Origin of the sequence: Paenibacillus caseinilyticus (genome assembly GCF_027533645.1) — a bacterium.
GTDB lineage: Bacteria > Bacillota > Bacilli > Paenibacillales > NBRC-103111 > Paenibacillus_G > Paenibacillus_G caseinilyticus.
In genome coordinates this window covers 418,751-434,031 of sequence record NZ_JAQAGY010000002.1, presented here as the reverse complement: position 1 = coordinate 434,031, position 15,281 = coordinate 418,751, and the positions used below count along the sequence as shown (strand labels likewise).

15 protein-coding genes are annotated in these 15,281 nt (G+C 56.4%); 5 read left to right on the top strand and 10 right to left on the bottom strand.

The features are described from left to right. Window positions 1-33: 33 nt before the first annotated feature. The 8 genes from O9H32_RS04655 to O9H32_RS04620 all read right to left on the bottom strand — a co-directional run bounded on the left by O9H32_RS04655 (window position 34) and on the right by O9H32_RS04620 (window position 8,298). Window positions 34-990 (bottom strand): ABC transporter ATP-binding protein, encoded by a 957-nt coding sequence (locus O9H32_RS04655; RefSeq protein ID WP_269864699.1) that lies wholly within the window; start codon window positions 988-990, stop codon window positions 34-36. Beyond that, window positions 987-2,024 (bottom strand): ABC transporter ATP-binding protein, encoded by a 1,038-nt coding sequence (locus O9H32_RS04650; protein WP_269864698.1) that lies wholly within the window; start codon window positions 2,022-2,024, stop codon window positions 987-989. Before O9H32_RS04650 ends, O9H32_RS04655 begins: the two co-directional genes overlap by 4 nt. A gap of 15 nt (window positions 2,025-2,039) precedes the next feature. Beyond that, on the bottom strand, window positions 2,040-2,957 hold the full coding sequence (locus O9H32_RS04645; RefSeq protein ID WP_269864697.1) for an ABC transporter permease: 918 nt from the start codon (window positions 2,955-2,957) through the stop codon (window positions 2,040-2,042). A 5-nt stretch (window positions 2,958-2,962) separates the two neighbouring features. Beyond that, the gene (locus tag O9H32_RS04640) at window positions 2,963-3,892 is read right to left on the bottom strand and encodes an ABC transporter permease (RefSeq protein ID WP_269864696.1); all 930 of its coding nucleotides are present in this window, start codon (window positions 3,890-3,892) and stop codon (window positions 2,963-2,965) included. A 95-nt stretch (window positions 3,893-3,987) separates the two neighbouring features. Then, a complete protein-coding gene (locus tag O9H32_RS04635) occupies window positions 3,988-5,652 on the bottom strand; it encodes a peptide ABC transporter substrate-binding protein (RefSeq protein ID WP_269864695.1) in 1,665 nt (554 codons plus the stop codon). 373 nt (window positions 5,653-6,025) lie between these two features. After that, window positions 6,026-6,418, bottom strand: a complete 393-nt coding sequence (locus O9H32_RS04630) for a DUF3397 domain-containing protein (protein WP_269864694.1) — start codon at window positions 6,416-6,418, stop codon at window positions 6,026-6,028. A 28-nt stretch (window positions 6,419-6,446) separates the two neighbouring features. Continuing rightward, entirely contained in the window at window positions 6,447-7,442 is a 996-nt protein-coding gene (locus O9H32_RS04625) for a ketopantoate reductase family protein (protein ID WP_269864693.1), read from the bottom strand. Window positions 7,443-7,650: 208 nt separating this feature from the next. Then, the gene (locus tag O9H32_RS04620) at window positions 7,651-8,298 is read right to left on the bottom strand and encodes an RsfA family transcriptional regulator (protein WP_269864692.1); all 648 of its coding nucleotides are present in this window, start codon (window positions 8,296-8,298) and stop codon (window positions 7,651-7,653) included. 309 nt (window positions 8,299-8,607) lie between these two features. On the opposite strand from O9H32_RS04620, the gene O9H32_RS04615 reads away from it, so the two are divergent. Beyond that, window positions 8,608-8,838, top strand: coding sequence for a DUF2626 domain-containing protein (locus tag O9H32_RS04615; RefSeq protein ID WP_014371645.1), 231 nt, complete (start codon window positions 8,608-8,610; stop codon window positions 8,836-8,838). Window positions 8,839-8,995: 157 nt separating this feature from the next. Here O9H32_RS04615 and O9H32_RS04610 read toward each other — a convergent pair whose 3' ends face one another. After that, entirely contained in the window at window positions 8,996-10,150 is a 1,155-nt protein-coding gene (locus O9H32_RS04610; RefSeq protein ID WP_269864691.1) for a class I SAM-dependent methyltransferase, read from the bottom strand. Between the two features lie 119 nt (window positions 10,151-10,269). Between O9H32_RS04610 and O9H32_RS04605 the strand changes: the two genes are divergently transcribed. The 3 genes from O9H32_RS04605 to O9H32_RS04595 all read left to right on the top strand — a co-directional run bounded on the left by O9H32_RS04605 (window position 10,270) and on the right by O9H32_RS04595 (window position 13,045). Then, window positions 10,270-11,187: a hypothetical protein gene (locus O9H32_RS04605; RefSeq protein ID WP_269864690.1), complete on the top strand. Its 918-nt coding sequence runs from the start codon at window positions 10,270-10,272 to the stop codon at window positions 11,185-11,187. A 102-nt stretch (window positions 11,188-11,289) separates the two neighbouring features. Next, on the top strand, window positions 11,290-12,420 hold the full coding sequence (locus tag O9H32_RS04600) for a coiled-coil domain-containing protein (protein WP_269864689.1): 1,131 nt from the start codon (window positions 11,290-11,292) through the stop codon (window positions 12,418-12,420). Window positions 12,421-12,523: 103 nt separating this feature from the next. Next, window positions 12,524-13,045 (top strand): hypothetical protein, encoded by a 522-nt coding sequence (locus tag O9H32_RS04595; protein ID WP_269864688.1) that lies wholly within the window; start codon window positions 12,524-12,526, stop codon window positions 13,043-13,045. 185 nt (window positions 13,046-13,230) lie between these two features. Here O9H32_RS04595 and O9H32_RS04590 read toward each other — a convergent pair whose 3' ends face one another. After that, the gene (locus O9H32_RS04590) at window positions 13,231-14,565 is read right to left on the bottom strand and encodes a PhoH family protein (RefSeq protein WP_269864687.1); all 1,335 of its coding nucleotides are present in this window, start codon (window positions 14,563-14,565) and stop codon (window positions 13,231-13,233) included. 112 nt (window positions 14,566-14,677) lie between these two features. On the opposite strand from O9H32_RS04590, the gene O9H32_RS04585 reads away from it, so the two are divergent. Then, window positions 14,678-15,235, top strand: a complete 558-nt coding sequence (locus O9H32_RS04585) for a YhcN/YlaJ family sporulation lipoprotein (RefSeq protein ID WP_269864686.1) — start codon at window positions 14,678-14,680, stop codon at window positions 15,233-15,235. The last annotated feature ends 46 nt before the right edge of the window (window positions 15,236-15,281 follow it).

The following is a 15,281-nucleotide window of genomic DNA, read 5'->3' as shown; positions in this document are numbered from 1 at the left end:
GCAGGAATGCGGCGGGGGCAGGAGCCTTTCTTTTCAGTACAGGTGGCATGCCGTAAAGTGTCCCGGCTGCACTTCTTTGAATTCCGGCATGGTGACCGCGCACTCCGCCATCGCCTTCGGGCAGCGGGTACGGAACGGGCAGCCGCTCGGAGGACTCAGCGGGCTCGGAATTTCGCCCTCGAGGATAATCCGCTCGCGCGAACGTTCCACCTCGGGATCCGGAATCGGAATCGCCGACAAGAGCGACTGGGTGTAAGGATGCAGCGGATTCGCGTACAACTCCTCGGACGTGGTAACTTCCACCAGCTTGCCGAGATACATTACGCCGATCCGGTCGGAGATGTGCTTGACCATTGCCAAGTCGTGCGCGATGAACAGGTACGTCAGCCCGCGCTCTTTTTGCAGACGCTTGAACAGGTTGACCACCTGCGCCTGAACCGATACGTCCAGCGCCGAGATCGGCTCGTCGGCAATGATCAGCTGCGGGTCGATGGCCAGCGCCCGGGCAATCCCGATCCGCTGACGCTGTCCGCCGGAGAACTCGTGCGGGAACCGCGTCGCGTGCTCTTCGTTGAGACCGACCGCATCGAGCAGCTCGCTCACGCGTTCTTTGCGCTTGCGGCCGCTGCCCAGGCCGTGGATATCGATCCCCTCGGCGATAATGTTGCCGACGGTCATCCGCGGGTTCAGCGAGGCGTAAGGATCCTGGAACACCATCTGCATCTGACGGCGGAACTCATGCAGCTTGCGTCCTTTGAGCGTATGCACGTTCTCCCCGCCGAACATTACTTGGCCGCCCGTCGCTTCGTACAGGCGGATGATCGTACGGCCGGCTGTCGATTTCCCGCAGCCTGACTCGCCTACGAGGCCGAATGTTTCGCCTTCGGCGATGGAGAAATTCAGGTTGTCCACGGCTTTGAGGATTTTGCCTCCGCCGAGATTAAAATGCTTTTGAAGTCCGTTGACCTCAAGCAAAGGACGTTTACTCATCGTACGGCACCTCCAGTTTCAACGGGACGCTCCACTTTCGGCGCATCCGGGTGGAGCAGCCAGCAGGCGGCCGCATGGGTCTCGGACAGCTTCGTGTGCTCGGGGTTCTGCTGCACGCAGATATTCATGGCATGGGGGCACCGTGCAGCGAACGGGCAGCCCTTCGGCGGCGCGAACAGATCTGGAGGCGTACCGGGAATAGGCACCAGATCGCTGTCCTTCGGCTGGTCCAGACGCGGAACCGAGCGGAGAAGGCCCCAGGTATACGGGTGTTTCGGATTATAGAAGATCTCGTCCACTGTGCCCTGCTCGGCCACTTGGCCGGCATACATAACCACGACGCGCTGAGCCATTTCGGCAACGACACCGAGGTCGTGAGTAATAACGATAATGGATGATTCCGTTTCTTCGGATAACTTCTTCATGAGATCGATAATCTGCGCTTGAATCGTTACGTCGAGCGCCGTCGTCGGTTCGTCGGCGATCAGGAGCTTCGGATTACAGGCCAGGGCGATGGCGATCATGACCCGCTGACGCATACCGCCTGAGAATTCATGCGGATACTGGTGGATCCGCCCCTCCGGATTGGAGATGCCGACAAGCTTCAGAATTTCGACCGCTCGGGCGTTGGCCGCCTTCTGGCTCATCCCTTGGTGCTTGATCAGACCTTCGGTGATCTGCTTGCCTATCGTCATCGTAGGATTCAGCGAGGTCATCGGATCCTGGAAGATCATGCCCATCTCGGAACCGCGGATTTTCTCCATTTGCTTGTCGCTGATCTTCGTAATTTCCGTTTTTCCGTCGAACAGGATCGAGCCGCCCTTGATCACGCTCGGAGGCGATGGAATGAGCCTCATGATCGTCTGGGCCGTTACGGACTTGCCGCAGCCGGATTCCCCCACGATCGCAAGAACTTCCCCCTTGTTCAGGTGAAACGAAACGCCGCGGACAGCTTGTACTTCTCCGACATAAGTCGAGAAGGATACCCTGAGGTCTTTTACCTCGAGAAGGGGTTGAGCTTTGGCTTTGGACATGGTGGTGCTCCCTCCTTACTTCCGCATCTTCGGATCGAGCGCATCACGGAGGCCGTCACCGAGCAGATTGAAGCTCATGAGTATTAATGAGAAGATGACCGTCGGGATCAGTACTTTATAAGGATAGATCGTCATGCTCTTGACGCCGTCGGAGAGAAGCGAGCCGAGCGATGCCAGCGGCGGCCGTACCCCAAGGCCGATGAAGCTGAGGAACGATTCGACGAAGATCGCGTTCGGAACGACAAAGGTAATCTGGACGATAATGATGCCCAGAGCATTCGGAATCAAGTGCCGCAGAATAATACGCGACGGGGAAGCGCCGAGCGTGCGGGCAGCCAGGACATACTCTTGTTCCTTCAGCGTCAGAATCTGACCCCGGACGAGCCGCGCCATCGGTACCCAGCCGGTAATCGAATACGCCAGGATAATGGTCCAGATGCTCGGTCCGATCGTCATAATCATCAGGATTGTAATGAGCAGGAACGGAATCGAATACACAATCTCGATCACACGCTGCATGATATCATCGACACGGCCGCCGAAGTAAGCCGAAATCCCGCCATACAGGATACCGATCACGAAGTCGATCAGAGCGGCGACGATCCCGATGAACAGGGAAATCCGTGTGCCCCACCATACCCGTACCCACAGGTCGCGGCCGAAGTCGTCCGTGCCGAACCAGTGCGCGGCCGTAGGCCATTGGTTGCGGATCGTGTAGGTTTGCGTAGCATAATCATAGCTTGAAAAAAACGGCGCCAATATGGCCATGACCATCAAGCTGACCAGAGTGTACAGGCCCAGCATGGCCAGTTTGTTCTTCTTGAGCCTCCGCCAAGCGTCCTTCCAGTAGCTCAGAGAAGGCCGCACGATCACTTCCTGCGCGTTGTCTGATTTGGACAGAGGCTGAAATGCGTTATTCTCCATCGTCTGCATCCCTGTTACCCCTTTCCTTTGGCCAAACGAATTCGCGGATCAATAAAACCGTATGCAATATCCGTCAGGAAGAGGACAAAGACCAAGATGACGGAGTAAAAAATGGTAAGTCCGCTGATCATCGTGTAATCATTAGTGAGGATCGACTGCACGAAGTGCTTGCCGAGACCCGGAACCGAGAAGATCTGCTCGACGACGAGCGTACCGGTAATGACGCCGACGAAGACAGGCCCGATAATCGTAACGATCGGCAGCAGCGCATTACGGAAAATATGCTTGAGCACGATGGACGAGCCCGACAGACCTTTGGCCTTCGCCGTCTTAATATAGTCCTGGTTGACGACGTCGAGCATCGAAGTTCTCATGAGCCGCGCCAGAATGGCCATGGTTCCGAAAGACAGGGCCAGGGCGGGCAGTACCCGGTGTTCCGGTTCGAACCAGAGGCCCGGAGGGAGCCAGCCCAGCTTAACGCCTACGAAGTAGGAAAGCAGCGGCCCCAGGACGAACGAAGGGATCGACACACCGGCGACGGCGGTGAACATGGCGGTATAATCCCATTTGGTATTATGCCGAAGCGCTGCGATGGTGCCGAGCGAGATCCCGCCGATCAGAGCAAGCAGAATCGACCAGATCCCAAGCTCCATGGATGCGGGAATTCCCTGTGCGATAACTTCGGTTACTTTGCGGGCCGGATATTGGAACGAGACGCCCAAATCTCCCTTGATCACATTCTGCAGATACAAAAAGTACTGCTCCGAGATCGGCTTGTCCAGTCCGTACTGTCTGGCGAGAATGGCCCTCTGCTCCGATGTCAGCTTCTCCGAGTTCTCGAACGGGTCGCCGGGCAGATTCTTCATGAGCACGAACGTCAGCGTAACGATCAGCCATATGGTTATGAGTGCGTAGAGAAGACGGCGCAGTGTATAACGTACCATAATGATTCCTCCTCACTTTCAGTTTCTGCGGTCAGACAGAAGGAGCCGCCCTTCGCTCAGCGGAAGACGGCTCGTTTCCATTTAATTGGTACTTCTTACTTTACGGATGCCCATTTCAGTTCAAACTCTACGCCGTAAGGAGGGAAGATCATGCCTTCCACTTTCGTGCTCTTCACCCAGCTCAGCGCACGGAAGTAGTTCGGCAGGATCGGCATTTCCTGAAGCAGGAGCTTCTCTGCATCTACCATGTACTGCGAACGCTTCGCTTTGTCCAGCTCGTTCTGAGCGGCTGTGATCAGCTTGTCATACTCAGGGTTGGACCAGTCCACATCGTTGAACTCGCCGCCCGTGATCCACATGTCGAGGAACGTCATCGGATCATTGTAGTCCGCGCCCCAGCCCGACATGGAAGCTTGGTATTTATGGTTGTTCTCGTTATCTACACGCAGCTTGTGCGGCAGCGGCTGAGCTGTCGCGTCCACGCCGAGGTTTTGTTTCCACTGCGCTACGACGAACTCAACGGATTTGGGACCGGTATTGTGGTCATCGACCTGCAGTGTGAAGTTAGGCAGTGCGGTCAGACCCAGTTCGGCAAGACCTTCCTTGAGCAGGGTCTTCGCTTTCTCCGGATCGAACTTCGGCATAAGATCGCCCGCTTGCTTGCGGAATTCGTTGCTGTTGCCGTCGCTTGTACCGTTAGGAACGAAGCCGGTTGCAGGTACAGGGCCTTTGCCCATGACCGTTTCAATGAATGCCTTGTTGTCGATCGCCATGCCGAGGGCTTGGCGGATCTTCTTGTTCGCAAAGGCAGGAACGTTCTTCTCGTTAAGCTTGACGTACCAGGAGGACAGCTCCGGCTGGAGAATATACTCCGGCTTGCCTTCCCAGAGAGCGATATTATCGGCACTGATGACCTGAAGATCCGAAGCGCCGGTCTGGAACAGGTTAAGCCCCGTGCTCTCTTCCTTCACGATATTCATGTTGACTTTCTCGAGCTTTACATTGTCTTTGTCCCAGTACTTGTCGTTCTTCACGAGAACGATCTGCTGGTCATGAGCCCACTTCTCGAGTTTGAAAGGACCGGCACCGACTACGGACTCGGCGTCCGCACCGTTCTTATCCCCGAATTTCTCGATCAGGTCTTTGCGCTGCGGAAAGAACGTCAGGAAAGACAACTGCTCGGTGAAGAAGGGGATCGGACGTTCGAGGGTAATCTCAACGGTTTTCTCGTCGAGGGCCTTCACACCCATCTCTTTCTTCTTGGCTGCCACCTCTTCAGGAGTCTTCGCCTTGAGCACGTCAGCCCCGCCCTTTACCCAAGAGACCATAAAGGAATAGAGTGCTTTCGTCGAAGGGTCAACGGAGCGCTGGAACGAGTATACGAAGTCTTCCGCTTTCACCGGCGTGCCGTCGGAATAAGTAACGCCGTCTTTCAGCGTGATCGTGTACGTTTTGCCGTCCGCGGATACTTTAGGCATGTCCTTGGCGAGCGCAGGCTCGGCCTTGTTATCCTTGTTCATCCGGTACAAGCCTTCGCCAACCGCATTCAGGACGGTGAACCCGGCAATCTGCGTGGTCTTGGATACATCCAAAGCCCCTGGCTCCGAACGGTAGTTCAGGGTAATCTCCTGCTTGGATCCCGTGCTCTTTGTGTCGCCTGCGGCGTTGTCTTTATTGTTTGTCTCGCCGCTGCAGCCTGCAGCTGCTCCCCCGATAACGGTCAATACAACCGTCGTAGCCAAAAATTTACGAACGTTCATACAGTCGCTCCTTTTAATTTCAAGATAATTTATAAGATCAAGAACGAGAATCGTTCATGACTTCAGGGTAGATAGGTTCACATGAGGAATTATGTAATATTATAGAAGTTAATGTCATGTGAATATTCATTACATAAGCATGACACAAAGAATATAGAATAGATAATAACGAATTTAAATCAAGTTGTAAACAACCTATACGAAGTGAAAACGTTGCCAGATAGAAATTATACAACCACAGGTTAATAAAATCCACAAACATTTTTTTCCGAGTCCCAGGTATTCGCAAAAATGGAAAAGGGAGCCTATTCATAGACTCCCCCAGTATAATGCAAAACTATTCAGATGTCGAATCCCGACTATTCCTGTATTTTTAGATAATCATATATTTGCCAATACCGACGAGCAGCAGCAAAACATAGCACGCGGACAAGAATACAAATCCGAGCCTGCCCAGCGTCCTTGCGATGCGCACCAGATCAACCTTGCCCCGTTTGCGGTTCTGCATGTTGCCGAGCAGCCCGGCCGCTACGAGAAAGACCAGAACCACAGTCCAGCCGAGCATCCCCGAACCGAAGATGTTCCTGCTCATCACGGCTACCGAACCGATCAGGAACACAGAGGTGATATCCATGCTGTAGTGTGTTGCTTTGCGTTTGTCCCGCGTGATGCCATAGACCGCCCCCCAGGTGAGCAGGAACGCGGCGAAAGGCACCAGCGCAAGGAACAGGTAAAGCTGTTGGAGCCACTGCAGCAGTACGACCACTCTTCATCCCCCGATTCTTTCAGTATGGTTACGGGCACCGCTTATCCGCATCCCCCTTCTCCTCCAGTGCGCGGACAAGGGCAAACACGGTTTCGTTGGCAGGCAGCCGGATCCCCTCCGCTGCCGCTGCGCGGAGCAAACCTCCGTTAATCGCCCCGATCTCGGTGCGCCGCCCGGATAGGATATCCTGCAGCATGGAGGACCGGTTGGATGCCGTGGCCCGGCATACCGCCAGCACCTGTTCCCAGAGATCGGCATCCAGCGAGATTCCCCGCAGGGCAGCCAGCTTCTCTCCCTCGGACAACAGTTCCTTCATAAGATGAGCAATGCCGGGGAGCTGTGGCAGCTCGCCGTTCGTCACCTTCAGGATGGCCGTCAACGGATTGATAGCCGCATTGGTCAGCAGCTTCTGCCACACCCGTTGTTGGATGTTGTTCGACACCTCGGCCCGGAATCCTGCTCGGAGAAGCAGAGACGCCAGTTTTTTTTGCTCATCCTCCGGAACGCCCCCCTGCTCCAACAGGGAACCGATCCAGGTGGTGCCGCCCCCGGTGTGCACGGCAGCCGTATCCGATCGTTGTAGGGCCCCTTCGGTCGTTACGGAGAGCAGGATCCGCTCCCTTGGCAGCACCTCCGACAGCACCTCCGCATGTCCTATGCCATTCTGCAGACATACCACTCCCGCGCCCGGCGGAACGATCCCTACAAGCTTCTCGCAGAACTCCGGGGTGATTGCCGTCTGCTTCACCGCAAGCAGCACCCATTGCGATGGCGGCTGATCAGCGCCCCCTTCCTCCCCCGGGAGCCGCCCCCCGTCCATAAGCCGGACCGACGGTCGTACTTGCAGAGGAAGATTCTCCTTCCCCGCAGAAGATTCATGAAGATGCAGGCCCTCCGACGCCAGCCGTTCCGCCTGTTCCTTCCGGCGCACCACCAGCTCCACCTCGGTACCGGAAGCGGCAAGCCGGCCTCCGAACAGCATGCCGAGCGCCCCGCCTCCCACCACCGTTACTCTTGCGTTCATGCGGACTGCCTCCCGTTCTTTCGCTTTGATGAGGTTCATCATAGCAAATCGCCCCCCCGGATTGCTACACTCGCCAGCCGCGCCCTGCTTTTGTGTAACAACAAAAAGCCCCCGGACATCCAGCGCAGAGCGCATGGTCGGGAGCCAGTTACGTATACTTTCTTTCATGTGGGGTATGTATGCGTTTCTTGCCGATCCATAGATCTTGCTACTCGATCCGCTCCAAGTTCCCATTCTCGTCCATCTTGAAGCGGGCCTTATTCTCTTCCTCTTCTTCCGTCAGGAACGCCAGCTTACGGGCACGGTCCATGATCTGAATGAGTGCTTTGTAATCATCATTCACTACCCGGTAATCCGTAGCGGTATCGTTCACCTGCCGGCTGAGCTCATCATTGACCCGGCGCAGACGATCCAGCTCATCCTGTTTGTCTCCGAGCTCTTTCTCGAGCTGGCGGATATGACGGGCCATCTCCTGATAGCTGCCCTTCCATTGGCGCAAGAAGCGGATCACCGCATCAACGGAGAGCTCTTCAACGAATCCTTCGCTGCGTCCTCCGGATTCCGCCAACGTGGCGGCCGCACCCGATGCCACGGTTGCAAATACCGGGGCCGCCTGCTTCTTGTGCTGATTGCGCTTTTGGCGCTGGGCTTTGGCGATACCGATAGCCGCGTCATATTTTTTGCGGACAAATGAATTCCAGCGGAATCCGCAGGCAGCAGCCGTTCTGCCGATCTTCTCGCCGACTTCTTCGAAGGCGGAGAGCTGCGTGCTCCCTTCGCGAATATGCCGGAGTGTCACCTCCGCCAAGATCAAATCGTCTTCTTCGCTCCAAGCGTCTTGTCTAATGGCCGTCATCGAAGCCGTCCTCCTAACCCCGGGGGCGTTTTCCCCACATCTATGATCGTTGCTGCATGAATGTGTTGCGTTACTTTATCTCTATGCCCATGGTAGAGTTCATAGAATACTTTTCTAGTATTTTGTATTGCCAATTTTACAGCCGGCCATACATCATTCCCGTCGAAAAAGGATACGCTAAGGAAGAAGTCCTCCCCAAATGACTTAAAATCGTCACGGTTTGCGGATTTACACTGAAGGGTGCTTTCGCTATAATGTTGGTTAGTACGTAAAGTTTGGTAATGTTGACTGAAGAGAGGGGGATGCAGGATGGATCGCATGTTTCGTGTTCTTGGCTTTTGGACACTTGTGATCGGGCTCGCGGCGCTCGCCGGCGACTTTATCCCGATGGCATTGATCTTTTTTGCCCAAACGGCGATTTTCATGCTCTTAGGATACATGAAATTGTCCGAACGTGCCTACATATTGATTTTCTGGGGATACATGATCCTGTCGTTTACAGGGTTCACGTATTGGTCCTTCTTCAAAATGCACGTGTAGGACAAACCCTCCGACGCCTTCGGTTTCGGATGATAAGATAAATGACGGTGCCTTCCGTGAGGAGCGGTGCGCATTTATCACGAATGACGGGCACCGGCACATGAGCGATAGCGAATGAAACGGTCTGTCAGTCCAAAAAAAAGGTGAACCGCTCTCTTCAGCGCGGTTCACCTTTTTTTTGGATCAATACCTGGAACAGCTCGCCCATCCCGTCACTGAGCAGCAGCTGCCGGATTGCGCGGTTGCGCCGTGCCGCTGCGGAGAACGGATCTCTCGCTTCGTGGTCCTGCAGTTTACCCAGCGCCTCTCCATACCGCACAAGGAATTCCTTCTGCGTCAGAAGCGCCTCCGCCATAAGCCCGCTGCGGAGCCCCTCATCGATCAGCGCGCTGAAGTTGGCATGCGAAGTGATATCCCGGCTGCCGGGCTCCTCGAGCGGCGTGTCCGAAGCCTGATGAGCGCGGTAGCAGAGCAGCGTCCCGTTCATACGGTGCTGCGCATAGAGCTCTTCTCGTTCGCAGCCGTAATCGATGGTGAGCACGGTGCTGCCCGCCGCGATCGATCCTGCCAACCGCCGCAGCCAAGCCAAAGCATCGAGCGGAACTTCGAAGCGCTGTCCCTCCCGCAGCGGCAGCGCCTCCCGTTCCACGAAGCGTCTAAGCTCCCCTTCCCCGACAGGCCTCTCCACCTCGGTCAGCCGTCCTGCCGCCTCATCCCATCCTACGGCCAGCTCATGCCATTCGGAGCCCCGGCGGATGACGCGGTATACCGGCATGGCATCCGGCAGCTCGTTCGAGTAGACCAGCGCGTGCGGCCATTGCCCCCCGCCCAGCCACTCCTCTTCGCTCATGAAGCGGACGCGGCTCCGATGGGCTTCCCAAGCGGCAGCCTGCAGCTTACGGTGATACGGGCTCGTCTCCACGCTGACGAAGGTCATCCGTTCGTATAACGCCGGGTACTCCCCCTGCAGCGAGTCCAGCACTTGTCCCGCGAGCCGGCCGCTGCCTCCACCCCACTCGGCCAGTGTCCAGCCTACCTGCCTCTCTGCAGCGAACCCAGCTGCATAAGCGGCGATCGACTCGCCAAGCAGGCTCCCTACTGAAGCGGCCGTATAGAAATCACCGCGGCGGCCAATCTTCTCCTCCTCTCTCATGTAATACCCGAGCTCTTCTTGATATAGGCACATCTGCATATAATCCCGGAAGGAGATCACGCCTCCTTCCCTAGCCATCCGCTCCCGGATCAGACCAAGCAGCGGCCCGTACGCCGGTTTGTTCCCGTCTTCCTGCCCCCCATGTGATAAAAAAAACATGGACACCAACCTCCCCAATAATACCCAAGACAAACCCCTATTCGTTCTTTATAATAGATGAGGGCCTGAGGGGCTTTTCATTCCCACTATCGCTTCATACCAAGAAGGAGTGACCTTTTTTGAATACATCCGCCGCGCTGCTGCGTACGCTCACCATGGGAGCGGCTCTGCTGCTTGCCTCCGGCTGCACTGATCACGATCAGCTGAAACAAGAGCTTATGCAGGCCGCTTCCAAGCAAGAGGAAATCAAGACCTACCGCTTCTCCGGCCATGCCGAGCTTGCACTTCATCCCTCCTTGTTCGAAGGACTGCCTCCGCTGACTACAGCCATGCTGTCCCTCTTCAAAGAAGCTTCGATCGAATATAAAGGAGTGACCTCCTTGGAGGAGCCCGTCCGTGTGGAAGCCGATATCACCATCAAGCCCAAGGATGCGGAAGAACCCATCAAGCTCCCGCTTCTTCTCCAAGATAACAAACTCTATATCCACTTGCCAGCTTTGAATGCACCCGACGAATACCTGATGTTTTCTCTGCAGCAGCCGGAGCGGCTTAAAGATACCGGACACCTCTCCGCCCTGATGAACCGGCGTCTGCTGGAAGGCCTCAATGCCGGTTGGATTGACGAAGAGGGCCCCCCTGCCAATACCGGCGGCAAACGCATGGACATCCGGATTACGGACAACAACCGGGAGGACGTTGAAGCCTATGTAACGGGCATCGTGCCGGCTCTGCTCGACGAACTCGTCAAGAACGGACTCGGGAGCCCGGCGCAGACCGACCAGTGGAAGAAATCCGCCGGCTTGCTCAATCTGAAAGCCCCCGGATCTATCGCTCTGGATATCGATGCACAGGGCTTCCTCGAAGGACAGGAGGGCAGACTCTTCTTCACAACCGACACTCATCCGGACAACCAACACGCCCTCGCTTGGACTTATCATACGACCGACATCAATCAGCCTGCGGCCTTCACGCGGAACGTTCCGGATAAAGTCAAGAGTGCGAGCGACCTGCTCCAAGGGCAGCCGGCAGTCCGTTAAACCACCGCCCCTCCGGCTCTGTTCGCTTTGTCAGGAATTTTGTTGTCATGAATTCCAAAATCCTCCGATACTCTTATTCTATAAGGGATGGAGGGACATGCGGTGAAGTGGCGAACATGGATATGGACAGGTACACTTCTAGCCGGTATAGCGGCAGGCTGGGGAACAGCCCATGCCGGGGAGCTCCGCACGGAGATGTCGGCCGAGGACAAGCAGCTCCTTCAAAAAGGGCTGCACGTCTACGAAATCGATCAGGAGATCGCCCGAATCGCCGTAGAGGAAACCAGCCTGCAGGAGAAGGTCGCGGAAGCCGGACAGGAGATCGAGAAGGCGAAAACCGCTTCCGACCAGGCTAAGAAGCATGCGGCAAGAGTAATCCGCGCTTACGATACGGGAGAGCGCGACTCGCTGTGGGGGCTGCTCTTCTCCGTGCGGTCCTTCCGGGATGTGCTGACGGTCATGGAGTACCTCCAGACCATCCTAGCCCGTGACCGGGAAGCCTTAAGCCGGCATACGGCGGCATGGGAGGAGTTGAAGCGGCGCAGAGCCGAACTGCAAGAGGACAGTCGCCGGCTGGCCGAAACGAAGGAACGCTATGTGCAGCAGCGGGCCCGGCTCGCCGCCCTCCAAGAGGAAGTGAACGCCGGGCTCGCGAGGTCATCCGAGGCGGGGCAAGTACAGCTCGAGATGCAGAAGCTGAGCGAAGCTTGGCGCGAGGAAGGCATTCCGCTTTTCCGCACTTACTTCCGCGCTCTGGCGCAGGCCATGAAGGAACTGCCGGACGCCGTCATGAACCCGGCCGGGCCGGCAGGCGCGGGCTCCAAAGGACAGCTGACGCTGGATGGATTGAACGCTTCCTTCGGGATTACGGACTCGGAGCTCAACAGCTTTCTGCTGGAGAAGAACGAACTGTTCCGGGATATCCGTTTTCGTTTCGGGGAGGGCCGGATTACGGCGGCCGGTACCCGGGATCATACGGAAGTAAGCCTGGAAGGCCGCTATGAGATGGCGCTCAAAGGCGGGGATCCGGAGAAACCCTACATTCGTTTTCGGACCGAGAAGCTGGAGTATAACGGCTTTCAACTGCCCGACACGACCATCGAGGCGTTCGAGAAGGAATTTGACCTTGGCATCTATCCTCAGCTCGTCCCCTCTCCTTTCCTGAAATTTCAGACGGCGGGCGTGAAGCTGGAGACAGGCAAGCTGAATATTATCCTGAAGCTGGCACTGTAACCTGATGGGTTGCGGCAGCCGGCTTTTGTGCCGCATAATGGAATCATGACACAGCGGAACTGTGCACCGCCTCCCTCCGCTCCCGAAAGGATCGTGCCCGCCCATGCCGTTAACCCTTGCCTATGCCCTGCATATGGAGCTCCCGGAGGATCAACGAGCCGGCTATTATGCCCAGATCGTGAAGGGCCTTGCCGGACGGACCCGGCTTCTGGACCGGGAGAAAGAAACGCTCATCTTCGCCTCGGCAGACGACCGCGACGCTGCCGTTCCGCTGATGCAGAAGTATGCGGTACCCTACGAATTCGAAGAGGTGCTGCAGCTGCCCTCCCCTGTGCATACGTATCCGGAGTTCAGCGATTACGGATTTCTCAGCCGCCTGGAACGAGCCTATATCCCTGCCGGCTTCCTTGCTTGCTTCCGGCTTGAACCGGAAGCGGAGACAGGCCGCCCCAGCGAACCCTCACAGGCCGTCCTGCAGCTTCAGGAACACCTGCTGGCCGATTGGTTGGAGGATGCAGGAGACCCCGTCTACGCCGTACAAGCCCACCAGGCGGAGCTGGCCGAAGGCATAGCCCGGGCCTATGGCTGCAGAGCCGTTTGGCTTCACCGGCCCGCAGAGGCATGAGGCATAGCGGCCTCCCTCTGGAGCTGTGCCCTGCACCTCTACTTGTCCTGGTCCGTCAGTGTCAGCGGTCAGGGTATAATCTGCGACATAGCAAAGCCCCTTTCCCGGCGGGGACCCGCGGGAAAGGGGCTTTGTCTTGTAACGCTCTCTGCTCTGTTGACGGGGGAAGTCCGGTTCTCCGCCGCCTACAGCAAATCTGCCGCCAGCTGGGCAAGATGGGAGCGTTCGCCGCGTTCGAGCATGATATGGCCGGAGATGGCCTGCTCCTTGAAGCGCTCCACCACGTAGGTCAGGCCGTTGCTCGAAGCGTCGAGATAAGGATGGTCGATCTGCTCCGGATCGCCGAGCAGGACGATCTTGCTGCCCTCTCCGACCCGTGAGACAATCGTCTTGATCTCATGCTTCGAGAGGTTCTGCGCTTCGTCGATGATAATGAACTGGCCCGGGATGGAACGCCCCCGGATATATGTGAGTGCTTCGACCTGGATGCTGCCGAGTCCGGCAAGCACTTTGTCGATGTCCCCAGGCTTTTTGGTATCGAAGAGAAACTCCAGGTTATCGTAGATCGGCTGCATCCAGGGACGAAGCTTCTCTTCCTTCTCGCCTGGCAGGTAACCGATATCCTTGCCCATGGGCACCACCGGTCTTGCGATGAGCAGCTTCTTGTACTTGCGTTCATCCTCCACCTTCATCAGACCTGCCGCCAGCGTCAGTAGCGTCTTGCCCGTACCCGCTTTACCCGTCAGGGTAACGAGCGGAATCTCGTCGTTCAGAAGCAGCTCGAGCGCCATTCGCTGCTGGGCGTTGCGCGCTGCGATCCCCCATATGGGGTCGTTGCTGAGGAACAGCGGTTCCAGCTTCTTGCCGTCACCGCCCACCTTCAACAGGGCAGACTTGCTTGAGCCCATCTCGTCCTTCAAAATGACGAACTCGTGCGGGTGAAGGGGGTACGCCAGATTCAGCGAATTCGCGTTCAAATACCGGTACGTATAGAATTCGTCGATAACGGAAGGGTGGGCATGGATGGTCAGATGGCCTGAATAAATATCGCCTGCCACATTCACAACCCGGTCCGTCAGGTAGTCTTCCGCTGTGATGCCCAGCACGTCCGCCTTGATCCGCACCAACACGTCCTTACTTACCAGAATGACCGGCCGCGGCTGCGGCTTTTCCTTCTCTTCCAAATGATAATTCAGGGCTACCGCCAGTATGCGGTTGTCATTCGTCGCTTCCGCGAAGGTTTCCTGCAGCTTCGCGAAGCTTTTATGATTAAGCTCCACTTTCAGGCTGCCGCCGCTTGGAAGCTCGATTCCTTCGAACAGCCGGCCGCCGCTGCGGAGTCCGTCCAGCATCCGGGAGATGTGCCTTGCATTGCGGCCCAGTTCATCGGCGTTGCGCTTCTTGGAATCGATCTCTTCGAGCACCACCGCCGGTATAACCACTTCATTATCTTCAAAAGCATAGACCGCATTGGGATCCTGCAGCAGCACATTGGTATCCAGCACATAAATTTTCTTCATGGCGAGTCCCTCCCAGGTATGGTGTTTGGCTTTGCTTGAGCGAGAATACATAGATCCAGCCCGTCAGGACAAACTAACCAAAGCTGATGCCGTATAGAAAGGAAGATGGACTATGAGGAAGTTTGCCGCGGTGCTGCTGTTGTTGTCCGCTGCTGTATCTGGTTGTAACCAATCACCAAGGAATGGAGCTTCCCCCTCTCAGACAGATGATGCGAACCGGCAGGTACAAGTGAAACAAACGGCACCTCAGAAGAAGGAAATTACGGACTCCCAGGCCGTCGCCGACCGGTTAGAGCAGATTGCGACCAGCATTCCAAATGTGGAAGGGGCCAACTGCGTCGTGTTCGGCAATACGGCGGTGGTGGGCATCGACGTACCGCAGGATATGGATCGTGCAAAGGTAGGTACGATCAAGCTGTCTGTGGCCGAGGCGTTAAAAAAAGATCCGTATGGTGTGGACGCACTCGTAACAGCGGATATGGATCTGGCACAGCGGCTGCGCCAGGTTAGGGAGCATATGCGGGAAGGGCGGGGAGTGAACGGCCTTGCTCAAGAGATGGCTGCCATCATAGGTCGAATTGTCCCCCAGCTTCCCCGCGATACAAGCCCGAACCAATCAAACCGGTCACAGCCTAATGCGAATCCGCAAGTACCAGACAACAACTTGTAAGAAGAAGCGATTTCTTGTAACGATAGAACTGTCCTTGCTAGAGGAC